Consider the following 22,063-nt stretch of genomic DNA (forward strand, 5'->3'; position numbering starts at 1 on the left):
GGCTAGACTGCCTCTTTGCGCTGCCCTCTTTCAGGCTGCCCGGAGCCGGTAGTTAGGATAGTGGGCACACGGCACCCCTGACAGTCCGCGACAGCTGTTGCCATCGCGGCTGCTCACCGCTCATTGTCCCCGGAAGGACGCATCTTGGCAGTCTCTCCCGCGAACCAGGCCACTGCTGCGACCACCTCGGCTGAATCCCGCGCGCAGGCCACGGGAATCCCCGGAGCGCCCAAGCGGGTCTCCTTCGCGAAGATCCGCGAGCCACTCTCCACCCCGAACCTGCTTGACGTCCAGATCCAGTCGTTCCAGTGGTTCACCGGCCACGAGGCGTGGTTCGAGCGCCGCGTCAACGAAGGCGAAGAAAACCCGGTCGGCGGTCTGGAAGAGGTCCTCAACGAGATCTCGCCGATCGAGGACTTCTCGGGCTCGATGTCCCTGTCCTTCTCCGCTCCGCGCTTCGACGAGGTCAAGGCCTCGATCGAGGAGTGCAAGGACAAGGACATGACGTACGCGGCCCCGCTGTTCGTCACCGCCGAGTTCGTCAACAACAACACCGGCGAGATCAAGAGCCAGACGGTCTTCCTGGGCGACTTCCCGGTGATGACCGACAAGGGCACCTTCATCATCAACGGCACCGAGCGGGTCGTCGTGTCCCAGCTGGTGCGTTCTCCGGGCGTGTACTTCGACAGCAGTGTCGACAAGACGACCGACAAGGACGTCTTCAGCGTGCGCGTGATCCCGAGCCGCGGCGCGTGGCTCGAGTTCGACGTGGACAAGCGCGACACCGTCGGCGTCCGCATCGACCGCAAGCGCCGCCAGCCGGTCACCGTGCTGCTGAAGGCGCTGGGCTGGTCCACCGAGGCGATCCGCGAGCGCTTCTCGTTCTCCGAGACGCTCCTGGCCACCCTCGAGAAGGACCACACCGCGGGCACCGACGAGGCGCTGCTCGACATCTACCGCAAGCTGCGCCCGGGCGAGCCGCCCACGAAGGAAAGCGCGCAGACGCTGCTGGAGAACCTGTTCTTCAAGCCGAAGCGCTACGACCTGGCCAAGGTCGGCCGCTACAAGGTCAACAAGAAGCTGGGCCTCGACACCCCGTACGAGACCGGCACGCTGACCGAAGAGGACATCGTCTCGGCCATCGAGTACCTGGTCCGGCTGCACGCCGGCGAGGACAAGATGACGAGCTCCGCCGGCGTCGAGGTGCCGGTCGAGACCGACGACATCGACCACTTCGGCAACCGCCGCCTGCGCACCGTCGGCGAGCTGATCCAGAACCAGATCCGGGTCGGCCTCTCCCGCACCGAGCGCGTCGTGCGCGAGCGCATGACCACGCAGGACGTCGAGGCGATCACGCCGCAGACCCTGATCAACATCCGCCCGATCGGCGCGGCGATCAAGGAGTTCTTCGGCACCTCGCAGCTGTCGCAGTTCATGGACCAGAACAACCCGCTGTCGGGCCTGACGCACAAGCGTCGTCTTTCGGCCCTCGGCCCGGGCGGTCTGTCCCGTGAGCGCGCCGGCATGGAGGTCCGCGACGTCCACCCGTCGCACTACGGCCGGATGTGCCCGATCGAGACGCCGGAAGGCCCGAACATCGGCCTGATCGGCTCGCTGTGCTCGTACGCGCGGGTCAACCCGTTCGGCTTCATCGAGACGCCGTACCGCAAGGTCGTCGAGGGCCAGGTCACCGACCAGGTCGACTACCTGACCGCGGACGAGGAGGACCGTTACGTCAAGGCGCAGGCCAACGCGCCGCTGACCGACGACGGCCACTTCGTCGAGGAGAAGGTCCTCGGCCGCCGCAAGGGCGGCGAGGTCGAGCTGATCGACCCGCTCGAGATCGACTACATGGACGTGTCACCGCGGCAGATGGTCTCCGTCGCCACCGCGATGATCCCGTTCCTGGAGCACGACGACGCGAACCGCGCGCTGATGGGCGCGAACATGCAGCGCCAGGCTGTTCCGCTGCTGCGCAACCAGGCTCCGTACGTGGGCACCGGCGTGGAGCTGCGCGCCGCGGTCGACGCCGGGGACGTCCTGGTCGCCGAGCAGGCCGGCGTGGTCGAGGAGCTGTCCGCGGACATCATCACGATCATGCACGACGACGGCACGCGGAAGAGCTACGGACTGTACAAGTTCCGCCGCTCCAACCACGGCACGTGCTTCAACCACCGGCCGATCGTCAACGAGGGCGACCGGGTCGAGCAGGGCCAGGTCATCGCCGACGGCCCGTCCACCGAGAACGGTGAGATGGCGCTCGGCAAGAACCTCCTCGTCGCGGTCATGCCGTGGGAGGGCCACAACTACGAGGACGCGATCATCCTCTCCGAGCGCCTGGTGCAGGACGACGTGCTGACGTCGATCCACATCGAGGAGCACGAGATCGACGCCCGCGACACCAAGCTGGGCGCCGAGGAGATCACCCGGGACATCCCGAACGTCTCCGAGGAGGTCCTGGCCGACCTCGACGAGCGCGGCATCATCCGCATCGGCGCCGAGGTCCGCGACGGCGACATCCTGGTCGGCAAGGTCACGCCGAAGGGCGAGACCGAGCTGACCCCGGAGGAGCGCCTGCTCCGCGCGATCTTCGGCGAGAAGGCGCGCGAGGTCCGCGACACCTCGCTGAAGGTGCCGCACGGCGAGACCGGCAAGGTCATCGGCATCCGGGTGTTCTCCCGCGAGGACGACGACGAGCTGCCCCCGGGCGTCAACGAGCTGGTCCGCGTCTACGTGGCCCAGAAGCGCAAGATCCAGCCGGGCGACAAGCTCGCCGGCCGGCACGGCAACAAGGGTGTCATCGGCAAGATCCTGCCGGTCGAGGACATGCCGTTCATGGAGGACGGCACCCCGGTCGACATCATCCTGAACACCCACGGTGTGCCGCGACGGATGAACATCGGCCAGATCCTCGAGCTGCACCTGGGCTGGCTGGCCTCGCAGGGCTGGACGATCGAGGGCAACCCGGACTGGGCGAAGAATCTGTCGCCGGAGCTCTACGACGTCGCGCCCGGCACGAACACCGCCACCCCGGTGTTCGACGGCGCGAAGGAGGAGGAGCTCACCGGGCTGCTCGGGGCGACCAAGCCGAACCGCGACGGCGAGCGCATGGTCAAGGAGAACGGCAAGGCCACGCTGTTCGACGGCCGCTCCGGCGAGCCGTACCCGTACCCGGTGTCGGTCGGCTACATGTACATCCTGAAGCTGCACCACCTGGTCGACGACAAGATCCACGCCCGCTCCACCGGCCCGTACTCGATGATCACCCAGCAGCCGCTGGGCGGTAAGGCGCAGTTCGGCGGCCAGCGCTTCGGCGAGATGGAGTGCTGGGCGATGCAGGCCTACGGCGCGGCTTACACGCTGCAGGAACTGCTCACGATCAAGTCGGACGACGTGGTCGGCCGCGTCAAGGTGTACGAGGCGATCGTGAAGGGGGAGAACATCCCCGAGCCGGGCATCCCGGAGTCGTTCAAGGTGCTCCTCAAGGAGCTCCAGTCGCTGTGCCTCAACGTCGAGGTGCTCTCCAGCGACGGCGCGGCGATCGAGATGCGCGACTCCGACGACGAGGACCTCGAGCGCGCGGCGGCGAACCTCGGCATCAACCTGTCCCGCAACGAGTCGCCCTCGGTGGACGACGTCGTGCACTAGCCCGCCTCTCCGGCGTTTCCAAGTGTGGTCGCGTTTTCGAGGACCGTCGCGCTGGGAGGGGTACCGTGGCCGGCTGCCGTCACGGTACCCCTGAGGTGCGGTTGATCCCGGGACCACAAAGGCTTTAATCCTCAAGGAAAGAGGGAAGAAAAGACGTGTTGGACGTCAACTTCTTCGACGAACTCCGGATCGGTCTTGCTACTGCCGACGACATCCGTCAGTGGTCCTTCGGCGAGGTCAAGAAGCCGGAGACCATCAACTACCGGACCCTCAAGCCGGAGAAGGACGGGCTCTTCTGCGAGAAGATCTTCGGTCCGACCCGGGACTGGGAGTGCTACTGCGGCAAGTACAAGCGCGTCCGGTTCAAGGGCATCATCTGCGAGCGCTGCGGCGTCGAGGTCACTCGCGCCAAGGTGCGCCGTGAGCGGATGGGCCACATCGAGCTGGCCGCGCCGGTCACCCACATCTGGTACTTCAAGGGCGTTCCGTCGCGCCTTGGCTACCTGCTGGACCTGGCGCCCAAGGACCTCGAGAAGATCATCTACTTCGCGGCCTACGTGATCACCGGCGTGAACACCGAGCTGCGGCACAACGACCTGCCGACCCTCGAGAACGAGATCGGCGTCGAGCGCAAGAACCTCGAGACGAAGCGCGACGCCGACATCGAGGCCCGCGCGCAGAAGCTGGAAGCCGACCTGGCCGAGCTGGAGGCGGAGGGCGCGAAGTCCGACGTGCGCCGCAAGGTCAAGGAGGGCGGCGAGCGCGAGATGCGCCAGATCCGCGACCGCGCCGGTCGCGAGCTGGACCGTCTCGAGGAGGTCTGGACGACCTTCACGAAGCTCGAGCCGCGTCAGCTGATCGCCGACGAGCTGCTCTACCGCGAGCTGGTCGACCGGTACGGCGAGTACTTCACCGGCGGCATGGGCGCGGAGGCGATCCAGAAGCTGGCGACCGAGTTCGACGTCGCCGCGGAGGCCGACAGCCTGCGCGACACCATCCGCAACGGCAAGGGGCAGAAGAAGCTCCGCGCGCTGAAGCGGCTCAAGGTCGTCGCCGCGTTCCAGGCGACCGGCAACGACCCGCGCGGCATGGTGCTCGACGCCGTCCCGGTCATCCCGCCGGACCTGCGTCCGATGGTGCAGCTCGACGGTGGCCGCTTCGCCACGTCGGACCTGAACGACCTGTACCGCCGCGTGATCAACCGGAACAACCGGCTCAAGCGGCTGATCGACCTCGGCGCGCCCGAGATCATCGTCAACAACGAGAAGCGGATGCTGCAGGAGGCCGTCGACGCGCTGTTCGACAACGGCCGCCGCGGGCGTCCGGTCACCGGTCCGGGCAACCGGCCGCTGAAGTCGCTGTCCGACCTGCTGAAGGGCAAGCAGGGCCGGTTCCGCCAGAACCTGCTGGGCAAGCGCGTCGACTACTCGGGTCGTTCGGTCATCATCGTCGGTCCGCAGCTGAAGCTGCACCAGTGCGGTCTGCCGAAGGACATGGCGCTCGAGCTGTTCAAGCCGTTCGTCATGAAGCGGCTGGTCGACCTGAACCACGCGCAGAACATCAAGTCCGCCAAGCGGATGGTGGAGCGTTCGCGGCCGCAGGTGTGGGACGTGCTCGAAGAGGTCATCACCGGCCACCCGGTGATGCTGAACCGCGCGCCGACCCTGCACCGGCTGGGCATCCAGGCCTTCGAACCGCAGCTGGTCGAGGGCAAGGCGATCCAGCTGCACCCGCTGGTCTGCGAAGCGTTCAACGCGGACTTCGACGGCGACCAGATGGCGGTGCACCTGCCGCTGTCGGCCGAGGCGCAGGCCGAGGCCCGGATCCTGATGCTGTCGGCGAACAACATCCTGTCGCCGGCGTCGGGCCGTCCGCTCGCCATGCCGCGTCTGGACATGGTCACCGGCCTGTTCCACCTGACCCGGCTGAACGAGAACGCCGAGGGCGCGGGCAACGCGTACTCCTCGCCCGCCGAGGCGATCATGGCGTTCGACCGCAAGGCGCTGAGCCTGCACGCCCCGGTCAAGATCCGCATCACCGACCGTCAGCCGGCGAAGGCCGACGAGGCGGCGCTCGCGGAAAAGGGCTGGGAGCCGGGCAAGCCGTGGCTGGCCGAGACGACCCTGGGCCGCGTCCTGTTCAACGACCTGCTGCCGGCGGACTACCCGTTCATCAACGAGCCGATGCCGAAGAAGCGGCAGGCGGCCATCGTGAACGACCTCGCCGAGCGGTACTCGATGACGCAGGTCGCGCAGACGCTGGACAAGCTCAAGGACGCCGGTTTCTACTGGGCGACCCGCTCGGGCGTCACGGTCGCGATCTCGGACGTGCTGACCCCGGTCGGCAAGAAGGCCATTCTCGACGAGTACGAGGGCAAGGCCGACCAGGTCGAGAAGCGGTACCAGCGCGGTCAGCTGTCCCACGCCGAGCGCAACAACGAGCTCGTCAAGGTGTGGACGCAGGCGACCGAAGAGGTCCACAAGATCATGGAGACGGCGCTGCCGGACGACAACCCGATCGCCATGATCGTGAAGTCGGGCGCCGCCGGCAACATGACGCAGGTCCGTTCGCTGGCCGGTATGCGCGGTCTGGTGTCGAACCCGAAGGGCGAGTACATCCCGCGTCCGATCAAGGCGAACTTCCGTGAAGGCCTGTCGGTGGCGGAGTACTTCATCGCGACGCACGGCGCCCGGAAGGGTCTGGCGGACACGGCGCTCCGTACCGCGGACTCGGGTTACCTGACCCGTCGTCTGGTGGACGTTTCGCAGGACGTCATCGTCCGCGAGGTCGACTGCGGCACCACGCGCGGCATCATGATGCCGATCGGCGAGGACCTCGGCGACGGCAAGATCGTGCGCGACCAGCACGTCGAGACCTCCGTGTACGCGCGGAACCTCGCGACGGACGCGGTGGACCCCAAGGGCAACGTCGTGCTGAACGCGGGCGACGACATCGGCGACCCGGCCATCGAGAAGCTGCTCTCCAGCGGCATCTCGAAGGTCAAGGTCCGCTCGGTGCTGACCTGCGAGTCGGCGGTCGGGGTGTGCGCGACCTGCTACGGCCGTTCGATGGCGACGGGCCAGCTCGTCGACGTCGGCGAGGCGGTCGGCATCGTCGCCGCCCAGTCGATCGGTGAGCCGGGTACGCAGCTGACGATGCGTACGTTCCACCAGGGTGGTGTCGCCGGTGACGACATCACGACCGGTCTGCCCCGTGTCACCGAGCTTTTCGAGGCTCGCGTGCCGAAGGGCAAGGCTCCGATCGCGGACGTCGACGGCCGCGTGCGGATCGAGGAGAGCGAGCGGTTCTGGAAGATCACCCTGATCCCGGACGACGGGTCGGAGGAGATCGTCTTCGACAAGCTGTCCAAGCGGCAGCGGCTCGCGAACACCCCGAACGGCCCGCTGGGCGACGGCGACCACGTCCACGTCGGACAGCAGCTGCTCGAGGGCACGCCGGACCCGCACGAGGTCCTGCGCGTCATGGGCCCGCGCGAAGCGCAGATGCACCTCACGGACGAGGTCCAGAAGGTGTACCGGGCGCAGGGTGTGTCGATCCACGACAAGCACATCGAGGTCATCGTGCGGCAGATGCTGCGCCGCGTGACGATCATCGACTCCGGTGCCACGGACTTCCTGCCGGGCGAGCTGCCCGAGCGGACGAAGTTCGAGGCGACGAACCGGGCCGCGGTCGCCGAGGGCGGCGAGCCGGCTTCGGGCCGTCCGGTGCTGATGGGCATCACGAAGGCGTCGCTGACCACGGACTCGTGGCTGTCGGCGGCCTCGTTCCAGGAGACCACGCGAGTCCTGACCGACGCGGCCATCAACGGCCGCAGCGACAAGCTCGTGGGCCTCAAGGAGAACGTCATCATCGGTAAGCTCATCCCGGCCGGTACGGGCATCAACAAGTACCGGAACATCCAGGTGCAGCCGACCGAAGAGGCGCGGGTCGCGGCGTACGCGATCCCGTCCTACGACGACGGCTACTACACCCCGGACGTGTTCGGTTCGGGCACCGGTGCCGCGGTTCCGCTGGACGACTACGACTTCGGTCGCGACTTCCGCTGATCCGCTCCGCTTGAACGAAACGCCCCCGGCTTCGGCCGGGGGCGTTTCGCTTTCTCGGGCTTCAGGCTGCGGAGGGGACGCCGATCCGGTCCAGGAATTCGGCGATCAGGTCGATGCGGGTCAGGAGGGTTTCGGGGCCGAGCTGGTCCCGGTACACGGCATAGCACCAGCCGCGGTCGAGTCCGATGATGTTCGTCAGCTGGTCGCGGTTGCGGCTCAGCCAGTCCACGGTGTCCGGGCTGACCGCCCGGGCAGCGAACTCGGGGTCGCTGGTGTAGCCGGTGAGCTCGTTTTCCGGCAACGGGAACTGTTCCCAGCGGCCACCCGAAGGCGAGCTTCGCGCTTCCGCGCCGAAAATCTTGTGCTGATGGTTCGTGAGGTCCTTCGTCCGCCCGAAGATCCGCACCAGATCAGGCCTGCCCGGGCTGTGGGCTGAAGGCGGCCGGCGGGAAGTTCTGCACCGGATGCGGGAGTGCACTGCCGCCGACTGTCCATTGTGGATAATGCGGCAAGGAAGCCAGGGCGGGTGCGGTGTTCTGCTCGGATTGCGGGCATCGGCTCTGACTGGTCAGGTCCGGGCGAGGGCTTCGCGCTTCTTTCTCGTCCGGCGGGGAACGCTGGGGAAGTAAGTGCGTTTGATCAGGAGGAGCCCGGGAAGGACCCAGATCAGTGCGCCCAGGACATCGAGGGCCGAGTACATCGAGCCGAGCTGGTAAGCCGGGTGTCCCCAGAGCGGGCCGACCGCGACCTCCACGACGGTGCCGCGAGCGGGAAGCTCGGAACGGGACCAGTCGGCGGTGATTTCGCGGATGCCGCCGTCTTGCTCGTAGGTCGCGTCGATCTCGGCCCGGTCCGCAGTGCACGACAAGCCGCCGGATGTGGTCACGCAATGCCGGGTGCCGCCTTCGCTGACCCGGGTGACCGTCGCCTGCACCTGCGGGGCGAGCCTGGTCAGCACCGCGATCGAGTTGACTGCCGGTCCCACGCCGATGGCGAGCAGGGCTAGTGCGATGAGCGTGCGTGCGGTCAGCGAAATCGAGGTGACTGGCTGCCGGTCGCGGGCATCGCGCCTGCGGTTCAGCGGAGTGCGGAGGAAGCCGCCGCGCTGGCCGATCCACGCGTCGTAGCGGGTGTCCGCACTGGTGGAGATGGAGCGGAAGTGCCGGTCGTTCGCCCACTTCTCCCAGACGCGCGACGGAACCGCGGCGGCAAGCACCGCGAGCTTGCGGGAGTTGTCGAACATCCGGTCTTCGGTGAGTCCGCCGGTGTCGGTGGTCCAGAGCGCGTCCTCGCGGAAGGCGACCTGGTGCACGCGGAAAAACCGGTCGTTCAGGAGCAGTTCGCGGACCTCGCCGGTCAGCATTTCCCGGGCGAAATCCGGATCCGAGGTGTAGACGGAAAACCGGCGGTCGAATTCGGGATCGGTCTCGAATTCGTGCAGGGTGGTGTCCGGACGCAGCCAGCTGAACTGATTGCGGGTGATCCGCATGTCTTCCAGCGGAGTGAAGTGCTCCGGGGCGAAGGCTTTGAGCTTCGGCGAGATGGTCAGCGCGGGTGCCTTCGGGATGCGCAGCTCCACGACCGAGCAGATGGAACCGAGCGCTTCGGCGAGCTTCGACTTCCGGCGGAAGTTCTCGTCCCGGTAAGGAGATTCGGTCGAATACTCGATGCCGAGCAGCCGGTGCCCGTGGTGAGTGAACTCGACCGTGGCCCGGCTCGGCCAGGGGTCGGGATGGTCACGCGGAACGGCGAGCCCGTGCCGGGGAAGGAAACCGAAGCTGGCTTCGCCGCTGGAGTCGACGCGCTTGACCCAGTGCTGCTGACGCCAGCCGCGCCAGGTGAGCAGTGCGGCGACGACCAGCGGCACGCCGTACCAAGCCCACTGCGGCACGGACATGCTGGCGAAGAACCAGTACAGCGTCGTGAGGGAAACCGTGATCCCGCACAGAAGATGGAAGATCGCCGCCAGAACCGAGCTGCGACGCTCGGCCCAGGCGGCGATCCAGAGCAGCACGAAGGACAGCGCGTAGCCGCCGAATAAATAGCCAGGGACAATCATCTCGTCCGTCACGCGGCGACCTTACATGTCGAGGTTTTCGCGGGTCTCGTCCTCGGAATGGGGGCCTGCCTTGTCCGTGGCTTGGCCCGACTTGTGAAGGTCGCGGGAATTGCTGATCGTCTTGTCCGCGATGTCGTACAGGCCCTTCCCCACGTAGGCGGAGCCCTTCTTCATATCGGCCGGGTTGACCCCGAACGTCTGCTTGAACGCCTCGCCCGGCACGTTCTTGAGCGTGTTGAGAGCTTCCTCGCCGGTCGCCTTCAGCCTGGTGCCGATGCTTTCGGACTTGCCGAGGATGCCGTCGATCGCCTTCTGCTCGCCCGGCTTGATCATCGTGCCGCCCGAGGTCAGCTTCGAACCCTGCTTGATCATGTCGTCGGTCCACTTGCCGAGGAACGCGATGAATTTGTCGAGCAGCTTTCCGAGCTTGCCGAGATGCTTGGTGACCTTGCCGATCACGCTGGCGACCTTGGCCACCGACGCCGACATCGCCGCGGCGACCGACGAGCCGAGGCTGACGACGGAGGCGGCGAGCGCGGGCAGCCACAGGTAGATCAGCCAGCTGACCAGTTCGGAGATGATGGCCTTGATGACCTCTTCGATGACGGTCATCACCATCGACCACATCTGCAAGGTCTCGGCGACCGCACCGGCACTGGAGCCGATGCCCTTGATGCCTTCGGAGAACTGGGCCAGCGCCTTCTTCGCGGCCTCGCCGCCTTCGCCCTGCCAGTCCTTGAGCGATTCGTCGCCCTTCTTGACGAAGTCGTCAGCCAGAGCGACGAAGCCCTTGCCGATCTCGACGAAGTTGCCCGAGGCTTCCTTGAGGGCAGGACCGTCGCCGGTGACGAAGTGCAGGGCGTCCTGAAGAGGCTGGATCAATTCGATCAGCATGTTGAGGCCGTTGCTGACCAGCCAGCCGACCGGGTCGAGCGCGAAACTCACCGCGTCCGCCGCCGCGCCGGCGACGAAACCCGCGCCGTCCTGGAGCAGCTGCCCGCTGGCGGCGGCGACATCCCCGACATCCTTGGCATCGCCGAAGTTCTCGATGGCACCCGAGACCGTGCTGTAGCCCTTGCCTACGAACGGCGTCTTCTTGATCGTCTCTTGGACGTTGTGCCCGAAACCGTCTTCGTGCTTGATCTTTACGCCGTCGGCGACGCTGTCCTGTCCCATGAGTTTCCCCTGCTCAGAGCGGTCCGTCGATCTTGGCGTTGAACTTGCCGAAGGTCATGACGGTGTCCTTCTCATGTCCGTCGTAGATCTCCGCGGCTTTGTCGAGCTTGCCCTGCAGCCCTTCGAGGCCGTTCTTCATCGCGTCGAGCAGCTGCTTCAGCTCGTCGAGTTTGCTGGTGTAGGTCTGCTTGGCGACCAACCCGATCAGGCCCCACGACTTGTCGCCCACGTCAGCCTGGCCCACGAGATTCCCGAACTTGCCCGCTTCGCTCTTGTAGTGGTCGAGCCCGGTCGAGTACTTCGTGATCGCGGTCGTTACGACGCTGTGGGTCACCGGTGGTCCTCCTCGTCGTTGAACAAGTTCTTTAGGAACTGATCGCCCGCCGACGCCGAGGGCGGCGCCGGCGGAGGTGCCTGAGGCGCCCGGCGGTCGTCGCGAAGCAGGTCATTGTTGGCGAAGTCCTCGTCGTCCTGTACCGGTCCTGCTTGTCGCGGCTGCGCCTCCGGGAGGTTGGACTCCAATTCCTCCACGGTGGTTCCCAGACCAGCCGCCTGTGCTTCGAGGACCTGCTCGGACACGTTCAGCCCGAAGGCCGTGCCCACGTGCTCGTCGACGATCCCGGCCTGCTTGCGCGCGGACTCGGCCACCGCCTGGTGCAGCGTCGCCAGGATCGTGGACGCCAGCTGGTCCGGCTGCTGGCGGAGCGCGTCCGGGGAGAGCCGGAGGTCCTTGACCGAACCGCTCGGGCCCGCGACCACGGTGACCGACCGGTCTGGCGACATAGCCTGCGCTTCGAGCGCGTTCAGTTCCTCCTGCATGTCGCCGACCTTCGCGAACTGCGCTTCGGCCTGCTTGAGCTTCGTCTGGAACTTCTCGAACTCCGCGACGAGTCGGTCCATCTCTTCGGACACGGCGGTCACACCTTCCCTGCACCTCGCTGATGCGCGGGATTATGCCGCTTCTGTCTGCTTCGCGCTTAAGGAGTGAGAAATCCGGGGCGGATGATCACCGCAAGTCAGCGATCCGGCTCGCTAAGGCCGAGACTCGGCCTGACGGGACTCTTGGAGCTGGCGCAGGATGCGCACCCGGCGGGGAGCCTTCGGGCGGAAGATCATCTTGAAGAAAAGCAGCCCCAACGCGACCGGGAGCAACGCGACGAGGATGGTCGACGCGACGGCGTCGCTGTTCTGGAACACCGTGTTCCACCAGATCGGGCCGATCCGCACCGGGACCACGTCGCCGCGCTCGGGCAGCTGGCCGACACGCCAGGTGGTGACGACCTCGTGGGTCTGGCCGCTGTCCTCGTAGGTGCCGCGGACCGCGGGGGACTGGCTGTCGCAGATCTGGGTGCGGTTGGGTCCGCAGGAGCGGCCGGCATCGCCCGCGGTGGAATCGAGGACGGTGAGCTGGACTTCGCTGGCCAGACCGGCGGCCGCGGCGATGCCGTTGGCGATCGGCAGCAGGCCGAGCATCACCATGGCCGCGGCGAGCAGGGAGCGCGTGAGCACCGTCGTGGGCGAGAGCGGTTGCCGGTCCATCGCTTCGCGGTACCGGTTCACCCGGTTCCGCACGAAACCCCGACTCTCGTCGAACCAGAGGTCGTAGCCAGTTTCGGCGCGGGCGGTCACCCGGGCGAACTCGGTGCCGGGCCAGAGGTTCGGCGTCACAGCCGCGGCGAAGATCGCGAGGTGGCGCGCGTTGCCGAGCAGCCGGTCTTCGTTCAGCCCGTCGGCTTCCGCGGTCCAGAGCGCGTCCTGGTCGAACACGACCTCGTGGACCCGGAACCACAGGTCGCTCAGGATCAGCTCACGGACTTCCGGGGTGAGCACTTTGGCGGCGAACTCGGGATCCTCGGTGGTGACCTCGAAGCGCCGGTCGAATTCCGGGTCCACCGCGACCTTGTGCGGCTCCCCGGCCAGGACCTCCCGCGGTTGCACGGACGGCTTCAACGACGGTTTCGGGGTGCCGACCTGAATGCGGGTGATCCGGGCGTCCTCGAACGGGGTGGTGTAGTCCGGTTCGAACGCTCCGACCTTCGGTGTGATCAGCAGCGTCGGGCTGGCGGGGATCCGCAGTTCGATCATGGAGTAGATGCCGCCGACGCGGTCGGTGACCCGGCTGGTGGCCGAATCCGGCTCGGTGAGCGGGTATTCGACGCCGAGCAGCCGGTGGCCCTGGTGCTCGAGTTCGAGGACTCGCCGCAGCGACAGGCTGTCCCGCTGGTCGAACGGGACGGTGCGACCTCGCTTCGGCAGCACCCCGAAGGTCACCTCGTTCGTGACGCCGAGGCGGCGGAGCGAATCTCGTTGCCGCCAGGACTGCCAGAGCACGAAGGCGACGAACACCACCGGCAGCGCGATCCAGACCGCCAGCGGCGCGCGGACCTCCATGCTGACGGTGAACCAGGTCAGCGTCGTGCCGAGGAAAACGAGGCCGCAGGCGATGTTGCTGATCGCCGAGGTGACTGTGCCGCCGCCCTCGGTCCGGCCCGCGATCCAGAGCAGGACGAACGCGGTCAGGTAGCCGAGAACGATGTACCAGGGAAGCGGTTCTGCCATTTATTCGCCCATGTCGAGGTTGTCGCGGGTTTCTTCGGCGGTTTTGCCGTCGCCGACCGACGGGTTCTTGGCGTAGTCGACGATTTTGCTGCCCATCTTGTAGGCTGCTTTGCCCTGGCTGCCCGGGCCTTTGGACAGGTCGCCGGGGCTGGATCCGGTGACCTCCTTGACCGTTTCCTCATACAGCTTCTTGGGCAGGCTCTCGGCGGCTTCCTTGGCCGCGTCGCCGAACAGCGCGGCCCTGGTCTTGGTGACCTTGGCGACCACGCTCGCGACCTTGGCGATCGACGTGGTCATCACCATCGGCCACATCTGAAGCGTGTCCGCGACCGCACCCGCCGCGGTGCCGATGCCCTTGATGCCCGGGGAGAACTGGGCGAGTGCCTTCTTCGCGGCGTCGCCGCCTTCGCCTTGCCAATCCTTGAGCGCTTCGTCGCCGTCCGTGACGAACTGGTCGGCCAGCGTGACGAAGCCTTTGCCGATCTCGGTGAAGTTCTCGGACGCGCGTTTGAGGCCAGGGCCGTCGCCGGTGACGAAGTGCAGGGCGTCCTGCAGCGGCTGGACGAGTTCGATCAGCATGTTCAGGCCGTTGCTGACCAGCTAGCCGACCGGGTCGAGCGCGAAGCACGCCACGTCGACGGCCGCGCCCGCGACGAAGCCGGTGCCGTCCTGCACCAGCTGGCCGCTCGCCACCGCGATGTCCCCGGCGTCCTTGGCCGAGCTGAACTTGTCGACGGCACCGGAGATCGTGCTGTAGCCCTTGCCGACGATTGGCGCTTCTTCGCCAGGTCGGACGCGTTCTGGACCAGGCTGTCGTCGTAGCCGTTGACTTTTCCTTCGACCCGGTCCGCGACGCTGTCCTGTCCCACGTCTTCCCCTCCCTCGTCCCCGTAGCGGATTATGCACGTTTCGTCCCGATTCGCGCCTTCGGGTCGCGGCTCGGTCGGCGGCGAAGGACCGAGAGTTCCCGAGATTTGGTCACGAAAAGGTAACGAACATATCGGGCGAACAGCCCCGCCCGCGACGCCGAAGCGGCGAACATACGGTGGGCCGAACGGAGCATCGCAGGTCAGCGCCGCCGCTTTTGCCCGGTGCGCCGGGCGGGCCAGGCAAGTCGGCCCAGTTCGTGGGATATTCACCCCTTCGGTCGATGTTCCCACGATTGATCACCGCATTGACAGTGCGTGCGGTTCGCCAGAGTATTTCGCGCATGTCCTTTCCGGTTGCCCTGGTGTGGCGTCTGCACGTGGATCTGCGCCAGCAGGCCAGTGCGCTGTGTAGGGATTCCTGACCTTTTCTCCCGGCCGTATCCGGCTGGCTGATTTCTCTTGCCCCGCAACGGGTTTCTCGTACCCGAGGGGATGAACGCTTTCTCTGTTCGGCGCGGGTTTCGCGCGGGTTTCGTGCTGCCCGCGGAACGGGGAAAGAAGTGCCTTCCCGGGCGCTTCACGGGAACACAAACAGGGAGACACAATGCGATTCAGCTCCTCCTCGGGCGCCCCGCCCCGATGGCGGAAAGCGCTGACCGTCGCCGGCGCGGTGGCGCTCGCGATCGGCGCGGTGACCTACACCGGGTCCAGCACCAGCGCCTACGCCGACGTCCAAGTGGTCACCGACGCCAAAACCGCGTCCGACGGCAAGCAGTACTGGGTGCAGAACCACCTCGTCAGCAAAGACCTCGCCGCGCAAGCGCGTTCCGCCGACGGCACGCCGAAGAAGTGGCTGCTGGTCTGGGCCGGCGACGAGAACATCGCCGACACCGCGGTGAAGGACGTCAAAAACCTGCCGGGTTCGCTCGGCGGCGGCCTCGGAAAGGCCAAAAATGCCTTGCCCGGCCCCGATTTTCTCGCGGTGATCGACGCGACACAGGGCTCGCCGACGTACGGCAAGGTGGTGAACACCGCGACCGTCGGGCCGCTCGTCGAGAACGAGCCGCACCACATGCAATACGTGTGGCACAAGGGCGACACGATCTACGCCGGTGCGTTGTTCGCCGCGGCGACGTACGCGTTCGACGTCAGTGCGTTGCCCCAGTTGAAACTCAAGGGCATCAGCCTGCCGACGCAGACGCTCGGCGGTTCCGTGCCCGACGCGTACTGGGTGCTGAAGGACGGAACCGCGTACGGCACGTACATGGGCGGTCCGGTCGTGCCCGGTCCGTACGCGTACCAGGACGGTTCCACGCAGATCGGAAACGGCTTCGCCGGGAGTCCGGGCGAGGTCGTGCACTTCGACAAGAACGCGCAGGTGCTGTCGCAGAATCCGGCGGCGACCCCGCAGGGCGACAACGCGAAGCTGTGCGACAACCTGCCGCAGCTGGGCAAACCGTCCTGCGCGAACCCGCACGGCGTCCAGGCGCGCGAGGACCTCAACACCCTCGTCACCAGTGACTACGCCGAACCGCGGAACATCATTCTCGACCCGGTGAAGCAGCCGTCGCCGTACCTGCGGCGTCCGACGATCCGCACCTGGGACATCTCCGACCGCAACCACCCCAAGCTGAAGGCGGTGTCCTACCTGCAGGACGGCCCGCGGGCGAACCCGGCGGACCCGCTGCATTCGGAAAGCCGCGCGGTCATGGAGACCACGGTGACGAACCTGCCCGGCCACAAGGGCGCGTTCGCCGAGACGATGCAGGGCGGCGCGATCTTCTACACGCCGGACATCACCGCGAAGGATCCGCACTGGATCGAGGTGTTCGACGACGGCACCGCGGGCAAGCCGATCTACTCGCAGAACGACTCCAACGGCGCCAGCTCCAACGGCGGCTGGCTGCAGACCAGTCCGGACGACCGGTTCCTGTACCACGCGGTGCAGGGCAGGCAGAAGGGCGCGCTCGGCCCGGACGACCCCGGCACCACCGGCGGCGTGTACGTGCTCGACATCCAGAAGCTGGTCGCGGCCGGCGACAAGGTCGAGGACATCAAGGGCCGCGTCGACACCTTGGAGAAGGCGCAGCAGGGCGGCGGGGGAGACCTGCCGACGGTCGTCGGCTCCGCGCCGATCAACCCGGGCGTGCCCGGGGCGGGCCCGCACTGGGGCGCGTACGACAACTTCGCGCTCGGCCCGGACGGTTTCTACCACGAAACCACGCAGCCGCAGCACATCGCGGTGTCGAACTACTTCGTCGCCCGGTCCGGTTTGGACGGTGACCACAAGGTCAACCTGCTGAACCTGTCCCCGGACGGGAAGGTCGCGGTCGACCAGAACTTCCGCGACGAGTTCACCGGCCAGGTCGGCATCAACTTCAACCGGAAGTCGTGGCCGCACGGGGACTTCGGCAACGCCAAGCCGCACTCCGAGCTGTTCGTGGTCGCCGACCAGAACGTGAAGTAACTCCTTCCCGGCGCGCGGGCGTCCGTCCGCGCGCCGGGCTCTTCTCCGAAGAAGGTCTCCATGGATCACCACGTCACTCCGGCCGCCACCGGATCGTCCGGGGTGGACAGTGCCGCGCTGGTGCTGCGGTTGGCACTGCTGCTGGCGACGGCGTTTCTCGCCGGTACCGGGATTCTGCGCCCGCTCGTCGGTCCGTTGCCGCGCAAGCTGTGGCTCACCACCGGCGCGCTGGGCATCGGGTCTGCGGTGCTGGCCGCGGTGTCGGCGGCGACGGTCGACGTCAACCTCGTCGCGCTGATCGTCCACATCGTGCTCGCGCTCGCGGTGCCGGTGCTGCTGAGGTGGCCTTCGGCGGGCCGTTGGGCTTCGCTCGCGCTGGTCGTGCTCGTGGTGCTGGAGACCTCCGTCGACGGCACGGGCATCTCCTTCGCCATCGACACCGTGTACGTCGCCGCCGCCGCGCTGTGGTTCGGCGTGACCCTGCTGTCGGCGTGGGTACCGGTAGAGCAGTGGCGGTCGACGCCGTTGCGCGTCGGTCCGCTGTCGGTCAGCCTTGCCGGACTGTTGACGCTCGCGGGCGTTGTGCAGCTCGGCGTCTCCGGGGTCGCTTTCGACCGACGGCTGTACGAAACGCTGTTCGGAATCTCGCTGATCGTGGTCGTCCTGCTGCCCGCAGCGGTCACGGTAATTGCCGCGGTCTTGTTGTCCCGCAACGCTTCTACCCGCGGCTACCGCTACGGCGTCGCTGGCGTCGCACTCGGTTTCCTCGCGTGGAGTGCACTCGCCGCGGTTCCGCAGCCAGCGCCGCTGCCCGTGCCCGGAGTGCCGCTGCTGGCGGACGCGACCGTCGGCGGCGCGACCGTGCCGCTGCTGGTCAGCCCACAGCGGCCGGGGCGCAACCTCGTGCACTTCCCGGCGAGCGCGGGCACGGACGTGTCCGCTGGCGTCGAGGGCGGGAACGTGACCACTGCCGCGGCTCGAGCCGGCGCGGAAGGCAGCTGGGCCGAAGTCGAACTTCCGCCCGGACGCAGCACTCTCGTCGTGCACAAGGGCGGCGCGACCACGACGGTCGACGTCGACGCGGGCACCGAGGCAGGCCCATCCGTATCGGACGCCGACGCGCCGGAATGCGCGGAAGCCGCACTCGGCGGTCTGGTGGCGGAGAAACGGGACGTGCTGACCAGCTGTCCCTCGGACGCGTTGTCGTCGGAGGACCGCGGTTCGCTGGTGAAGCTGGTCGAATTCCTCGCCTCGCGGAAGCCGTCGGCGATTACGCTGGTCGAGGACCGTTCGCCGCGTGGCGTGCAGGCCGGGCAGCTCGTGCGCGAAACCGCCGCTCGGGTCGGTCTGCCGGTGCGCCCGGACGCGGCGGCGGACACCGCGCTCGTGGTCGTCTCCGGCTGGAGCGACGGGTACCTCGCGATGAGCCGCGCCGCCGAATCACAACGGCTCACACCGACCCACCAGTTCGGCCTGTACCTCGCGCCGTGGCTGCTCAACGGACCCATCGTGAACACCGTGGCCAGCGCGGCCCTGCCGCTGCGCTTCGATCCGCGCGACCAGCTCGCGGTCAGCTACGCGGTGGCGGTCGGCAACAGCTTCGGCGGCGAAAGCCCGTCGCTGGGCGGTTTCCGGACCTGGCTCGGTCCACAGTGGACAGCGGTGAACGGCGAGGTGCAGCTGTTCGCGGCCGCGCAGGTCAACGCGATGCCGATGTACCCGAACGAACCGCACGCGCCCGGCATGCAGGCCGCGCGCGACTACGCGGGGCAGTGGATCCCCGACGGAACCATCGTCCCGATCAGCGGCGCGCTCCGCTGACCACAGTTCCCCGAAGAAAGGAAACCCCTGATGAAACGCATTGCCGCCCGGATCCTGCTGCCGCTCGCCGCGGCCGGGGCGTTCGCCGGATTCGCCGGGGGAGCGGCCAGCGCCGCCACCCCGGACCCGTCCGCCGCCGGTCAGCCCGCTGGCCTGCCCTCGCTGCCGACCGGCAGCCTGCCCTCCCTGCCCACCCCGGGCCTGCCCGGCCTCCCCGGAGCGCCGACCGGCGGCGGCCCGTCGGTCTGGGTCGTCCCCGGCCTCGACGCGGGCAGCCTCCTCGGCCCGACCACGCAAGCCCCGGCCCAGCTCCTCGCGCCGGTGTTTAACCTCGTCACCGCCGTTTCCTGAGTACTGAAGGAGTAGCCATGAAGAAGACAGTCGTCCGCGCAGCCGCCGCCACCCTGCTCTCCGGAGCCGCGGTACTCGGCGCCGCCGCGCCCGCGCTGGCCGCCGCGCAGGACCAGCCCGGCGTCACCGTCGTCGACGAACCGGACACGTCGAACCTGAACAACATCTGGACGTTCGCGCCGCTGGGCGTGCCCGTGCTGGGCCTGGTCCAGTCGCTGAACGGCGTCCCCGGCCGGATCCTGCCCGGCTGACCCGGCTCCGCCGGTGGCTCCCCTCGTCCCCCGGGAGTCACCGGCGGCCCTGGGCGAGGTCTGGCGAAAGAAGGAACATGGACAGACAGCTGATCGGCCGGCTCGCCATCGCCGGCATCGCGGTGGCCGCCGTCGCCGCGGCCGTGGTGATCCTCGGCACCGGCGACGACCCCGCGCCCGCCCCGGTCGCCGTGTCCGCGCCGACCACCGGGGCGCCGCAACGCGCCCCGGACCGCACCGTGACCCGCACGCTGGCCCCGACGACCTCCACCGCGCCGGTCGCCCCCGCTCCGTCCACCTGGCAGATCACCTATGAACTCGCCGGCTCCGGCACCGCCACCGTGGTTTACGACGACAACGGCCTCGGCCTGGTGCAGCAGGAACTGTCCGTGCCCCTGCCCTGGCGCAAGACTCTGACCTGGCCGAAGACGGACGTCGCGCCGACCGTGCAGCTGATGGGCCAGTCGAGCGGCCCGGTGGAATGCCGGGTGTCGGTGAACGGTGTGCTGGCACGGTCCGCGAAAGCCGCCGACGGCGAGGTCGCCAGCTGCGCGGGACGGCTCAGCTGAGGTCCTTGGAGAACCAGTGCTCGGCGTACTGGTCGTCGTTGAACGCCTCGACCTCCGCGTAGCCCATCGACGCGTACAGCGCGCGTGCCTCAACCAGGTCGTCTCGGGTGTCGAGCCGCATCCGGGACGAGCCCAGCCGCTTCGCCGCTTCTTCGGCCGCCGTGACGATCAGCTTCCCGCCGCCGTGCCCGCGATGTTCCGGGCGTACGTACACCTTCGTCAACGCGCTCAGCCCGGGCTCGACCATCCGCACGCCGACACAACCGGCCGGTTTCCCGTCCCGGTAGGCCATGAGGAACGCCCCGGTCGGCGCGACGAGCCCGTCGCTGGGCTCGTCGGCCAGCGCCGCGTCCACCTCGGCGGACGTGGCAGGGCGGCCGTAATACCGCGACGCGAGCTCGTCCAGGTACTCGCGCAGGATCGCCGCCGCGTCCGGGTGTCCGGGCGGGATTTCGCTGATCTTCCAGTCCACGTCCTTCATCTTGGGGAGGCCGTCCACCGATTTCCCCGGCAGGTACCGTGCGGTCCGGCAGGGGAACCGAACGAGGAGGCGACATGGACGGCAGCGAGAACGTAGACCAGCCGGGGGACAAGAAGACCGGCGGCAGCCATGCCGCGCCGGAGGGGGCTGGAGTGCACCCGCTGATCGATCTGTCGCGCGACCCGAACCCGGGCAAGCCCGACCACGCGAAGCCGGACGAGGACTGACCCGCGGCCGGCCCGGCGGGTGCACGCCGCCGGGCCGGGTCTCGCGGCTCCGCCCCCCGGTGAGGCCCCCCGGTGAGGTGATTGTCACCCCGGGGCGCGGTCCATTGTGGAACAGCCGGCGGCCCTTCTCCTTGCCGCTGAAGAATTTCTCTCGCGTTCTTAACGCCCCCGCGCGTCCCGCCGGAGCTCCCGGCGGCGGACGCCCGGCAGCCGCCCACTCCTTGGTCGCCGTGTCCCGGCAGGCGAACCCGAGTGCGCCCTGACCGCGGGAACCTCCCCGGGAATAGCGTCCCGCCGCGCGGCGTTCTGCATGCCGGGAAGTCCCGCGCGGCGCCGTCTCAAGGCCCCGATCTGGGGTTACGATGACCGGTCGGCGACCGTAGCGACCCCCCGCCCGGACCGCTCCGCGAGTGGACGGGTATCTTTGGAGACCGTGCCCGGCAGGCGTCGGGCCGCTCCGCGTGCCGTTGGGCATGAGCGGGGTGCTTTCGCACCCGGTTCACCAGCCTCGCCGCGCGGGGTTCCGACGGAAAATCCCTCCGGGAAGTTACCGGTCGCGAGACCGTGACGCGGGCCGACACGCCCGACCGCGGGGACCGGTGAAGACACGAAGAAGCAAGATCACGACAGGAAGCTGGTCCATTGCCCACGATCCAGCAGCTGGTCCGCAAGGGCCGCCAGGACAAGGCTGCCAAGCAGAAGACCGCGGCCCTCAAGGGGAGCCCGCAGCGTCGTGGCGTGTGCACCCGCGTGTACACCACGACCCCGAAGAAGCCGAACTCGGCCCTGCGCAAGGTTGCTCGTGTGAAGCTGACCAGCGGCATCGAGGTCACCGCATACATCCCCGGTGAGGGGCACAACCTCCAGGAGCACTCGATGGTGCTCGTGCGCGGCGGTCGTGTGAAGGACCTGCCGGGTGTTCGGTACAAGATCATCCGCGGTTCGCTCGACACCCAGGGTGTGAAGAACCGCAAGCAGGCGCGCAGCCGGTACGGCGCGAAGAAGGAGAAGAGCTAATGCCTCGCAAGGGTCCGGCGCCGAAGCGGCCGCTGATCTCCGACCCCGTCTACGCCTCCCCGCTGGTCACCCAGCTGGTGAACAAGGTGCTGAAGGACGGCAAGCGGTCCCTCGCCGAGCGCATCGTCTACGGCGCGCTGGAAGGCGCTCGCGAGAAGACCGGCACCGACCCGGTCGTCACGCTGAAGCGCGCGCTCGACAACGTGAAGCCCACCATCGAGGTGAAGAGCCGCCGCGTCGGCGGTGCCACCTACCAGGTGCCGATCGAGGTCAAGCCCGGCCGCTCCACCACGCTGGCCCTGCGCTGGCTGGTCTCCTTCTCGCAGCAGCGCCGCGAGAAGACGATGATCGAGCGTCTGCAGAACGAGCTTCTGGACGCGAGCAACGGCCTTGGCGCCAGCGTCAAGCGCCGCGAAGACACGCACAAGATGGCCGAGTCGAACAAGGCCTTCGCGCACTACCGCTGGTGATGACCGCCCGGCTGCCGATAGAAGCCATGCC

18 protein-coding genes and 1 pseudogene are annotated in these 22,063 nt (G+C 67.9%); 11 read left to right on the forward strand and 8 right to left on the reverse strand.

What is annotated here, in order from left to right:
• The first annotated feature begins 144 nt into the window (after positions 1–144).
• Entirely contained in the window at positions 145–3,648 is a 3,504-nt protein-coding gene (gene rpoB / locus H5411_RS11305; protein ID WP_101436028.1) for a DNA-directed RNA polymerase subunit beta, read from the forward strand.
• Positions 3,649–3,803: 155 nt separating this feature from the next.
• Positions 3,804–7,715: a DNA-directed RNA polymerase subunit beta' gene (locus H5411_RS11310; protein ID WP_101436027.1), complete on the forward strand. Its 3,912-nt coding sequence runs from the start codon at positions 3,804–3,806 to the stop codon at positions 7,713–7,715.
• A gap of 61 nt (positions 7,716–7,776) precedes the next feature.
• On the opposite strand, the gene H5411_RS11315 is transcribed toward H5411_RS11310, so the two are convergent.
• Complete coding sequence (locus tag H5411_RS11315) at positions 7,777–8,121, reverse strand: hypothetical protein (RefSeq protein ID WP_183123722.1); 345 nt, start codon at positions 8,119–8,121, stop codon at positions 7,777–7,779.
• Between the two features lie 98 nt (positions 8,122–8,219).
• Between H5411_RS11315 and H5411_RS49275 the strand changes: the two are divergent.
• Positions 8,220–8,279: pseudogene (locus tag H5411_RS49275) on the forward strand (zinc-ribbon domain-containing protein); the annotation flags it as partial.
• A gap of 4 nt (positions 8,280–8,283) precedes the next feature.
• Here H5411_RS49275 and H5411_RS11320 read toward each other — a convergent pair.
• The 6 genes from H5411_RS11320 to H5411_RS11345 all read right to left on the reverse strand — a co-directional run bounded on the left by H5411_RS11320 (position 8,284) and on the right by H5411_RS11345 (position 14,088).
• A complete protein-coding gene (locus H5411_RS11320) occupies positions 8,284–9,786 on the reverse strand; it encodes a hypothetical protein (protein WP_101436026.1) in 1,503 nt (500 codons plus the stop codon).
• A gap of 9 nt (positions 9,787–9,795) precedes the next feature.
• Positions 9,796–10,950, reverse strand: a complete 1,155-nt coding sequence (locus tag H5411_RS11325; RefSeq protein ID WP_101436025.1) for a hypothetical protein — start codon at positions 10,948–10,950, stop codon at positions 9,796–9,798.
• A 13-nt stretch (positions 10,951–10,963) separates the two neighbouring features.
• Complete coding sequence (locus tag H5411_RS11330) at positions 10,964–11,284, reverse strand: hypothetical protein (protein ID WP_101436024.1); 321 nt, start codon at positions 11,282–11,284, stop codon at positions 10,964–10,966.
• Complete coding sequence (locus H5411_RS11335; protein WP_101440826.1) at positions 11,281–11,862, reverse strand: YbaB/EbfC family nucleoid-associated protein; 582 nt, start codon at positions 11,860–11,862, stop codon at positions 11,281–11,283. The genes H5411_RS11330 and H5411_RS11335 overlap by 4 nt, the downstream gene beginning before the upstream one ends.
• Before the next feature lie 120 nt (positions 11,863–11,982).
• Positions 11,983–13,509, reverse strand: coding sequence for a hypothetical protein (locus H5411_RS11340; protein WP_101436023.1), 1,527 nt, complete (start codon positions 13,507–13,509; stop codon positions 11,983–11,985).
• Positions 13,510–14,088, reverse strand: coding sequence for a hypothetical protein (locus H5411_RS11345; protein ID WP_244194614.1), 579 nt, complete (start codon positions 14,086–14,088; stop codon positions 13,510–13,512). It abuts the gene before it with no gap.
• An 894-nt stretch (positions 14,089–14,982) separates the two neighbouring features.
• Here H5411_RS11345 and H5411_RS11350 point away from each other — a divergent pair.
• The 5 genes from H5411_RS11350 to H5411_RS11370 all read left to right on the forward strand — a co-directional run bounded on the left by H5411_RS11350 (position 14,983) and on the right by H5411_RS11370 (position 19,837).
• Positions 14,983–16,845, forward strand: a complete 1,863-nt coding sequence (locus H5411_RS11350; RefSeq protein ID WP_244194613.1) for a selenium-binding family protein — start codon at positions 14,983–14,985, stop codon at positions 16,843–16,845.
• Between the two features lie 60 nt (positions 16,846–16,905).
• On the forward strand, positions 16,906–18,666 hold the full coding sequence (locus tag H5411_RS11355; protein WP_101436022.1) for a hypothetical protein: 1,761 nt from the start codon (positions 16,906–16,908) through the stop codon (positions 18,664–18,666).
• A gap of 30 nt (positions 18,667–18,696) precedes the next feature.
• Positions 18,697–19,017: a hypothetical protein gene (locus tag H5411_RS11360; protein WP_101436021.1), complete on the forward strand. Its 321-nt coding sequence runs from the start codon at positions 18,697–18,699 to the stop codon at positions 19,015–19,017.
• Positions 19,018–19,034: 17 nt separating this feature from the next.
• Positions 19,035–19,268, forward strand: coding sequence for a hypothetical protein (locus H5411_RS11365; protein WP_101436020.1), 234 nt, complete (start codon positions 19,035–19,037; stop codon positions 19,266–19,268).
• A 77-nt stretch (positions 19,269–19,345) separates the two neighbouring features.
• On the forward strand, positions 19,346–19,837 hold the full coding sequence (locus H5411_RS11370; protein WP_101436019.1) for an MmpS family transport accessory protein: 492 nt from the start codon (positions 19,346–19,348) through the stop codon (positions 19,835–19,837).
• On the opposite strand, the gene H5411_RS11375 is transcribed toward H5411_RS11370, so the two are convergent.
• A complete protein-coding gene (locus H5411_RS11375) occupies positions 19,830–20,336 on the reverse strand; it encodes a GNAT family N-acetyltransferase (protein ID WP_312878113.1) in 507 nt (168 codons plus the stop codon). The genes H5411_RS11370 and H5411_RS11375 overlap by 8 nt on opposite strands.
• A gap of 56 nt (positions 20,337–20,392) precedes the next feature.
• Between H5411_RS11375 and H5411_RS11380 the strand changes: the two genes are divergently transcribed.
• The 3 genes from H5411_RS11380 to rpsG all read left to right on the forward strand — a co-directional run bounded on the left by H5411_RS11380 (position 20,393) and on the right by rpsG (position 22,032).
• Positions 20,393–20,545 (forward strand): hypothetical protein, encoded by a 153-nt coding sequence (locus H5411_RS11380; RefSeq protein ID WP_101436018.1) that lies wholly within the window; start codon positions 20,393–20,395, stop codon positions 20,543–20,545.
• A 642-nt stretch (positions 20,546–21,187) separates the two neighbouring features.
• Positions 21,188–21,562 (forward strand): 30S ribosomal protein S12, encoded by a 375-nt coding sequence (gene rpsL / locus H5411_RS11385; protein ID WP_003102113.1) that lies wholly within the window; start codon positions 21,188–21,190, stop codon positions 21,560–21,562.
• The gene (gene rpsG / locus H5411_RS11390; RefSeq protein ID WP_009072291.1) at positions 21,562–22,032 is read left to right on the forward strand and encodes a 30S ribosomal protein S7; all 471 of its coding nucleotides are present in this window, start codon (positions 21,562–21,564) and stop codon (positions 22,030–22,032) included. The genes rpsL and rpsG overlap by 1 nt, the downstream gene beginning before the upstream one ends.
• Positions 22,033–22,063: the final 31 nt, after the last annotated feature.

Source organism: Amycolatopsis echigonensis (genome assembly GCF_014174495.1).
GTDB lineage: Bacteria > Actinomycetota > Actinomycetes > Mycobacteriales > Pseudonocardiaceae > Amycolatopsis > Amycolatopsis echigonensis.

What these genes read in the sequence shown, in the direction of transcription:
- H5411_RS11325 (WP_101436025.1), bottom strand. Translation starts at nt 10,950, where the DNA reads ATGGGACAGGACAGCGTCGCCGACGGCGTAAAGATCAAGCACGAAGAC.
- H5411_RS11340 (WP_101436023.1), bottom strand. Translation starts at nt 13,509, where the DNA reads ATGGCAGAACCGCTTCCCTGGTACATCGTTCTCGGCTACCTGACCGCG.
- H5411_RS11345 (WP_244194614.1), bottom strand. Translation starts at nt 14,088, where the DNA reads ATGCTGATCGAACTCGTCCAGCCGCTGCAGGACGCCCTGCACTTCGTC.
- H5411_RS11350 (WP_244194613.1), top strand. Translation starts at nt 14,983, where the DNA reads ATGCGATTCAGCTCCTCCTCGGGCGCCCCGCCCCGATGGCGGAAAGCG.
- H5411_RS11355 (WP_101436022.1), top strand. Translation starts at nt 16,906, where the DNA reads ATGGATCACCACGTCACTCCGGCCGCCACCGGATCGTCCGGGGTGGAC.
- H5411_RS11360 (WP_101436021.1), top strand. Translation starts at nt 18,697, where the DNA reads ATGAAACGCATTGCCGCCCGGATCCTGCTGCCGCTCGCCGCGGCCGGG.
- H5411_RS11365 (WP_101436020.1), top strand. Translation starts at nt 19,035, where the DNA reads ATGAAGAAGACAGTCGTCCGCGCAGCCGCCGCCACCCTGCTCTCCGGA.
- H5411_RS11370 (WP_101436019.1), top strand. Translation starts at nt 19,346, where the DNA reads ATGGACAGACAGCTGATCGGCCGGCTCGCCATCGCCGGCATCGCGGTG.
- H5411_RS11380 (WP_101436018.1), top strand. Translation starts at nt 20,393, where the DNA reads ATGGACGGCAGCGAGAACGTAGACCAGCCGGGGGACAAGAAGACCGGC.
- rpsG (WP_009072291.1), top strand. Translation starts at nt 21,562, where the DNA reads ATGCCTCGCAAGGGTCCGGCGCCGAAGCGGCCGCTGATCTCCGACCCC.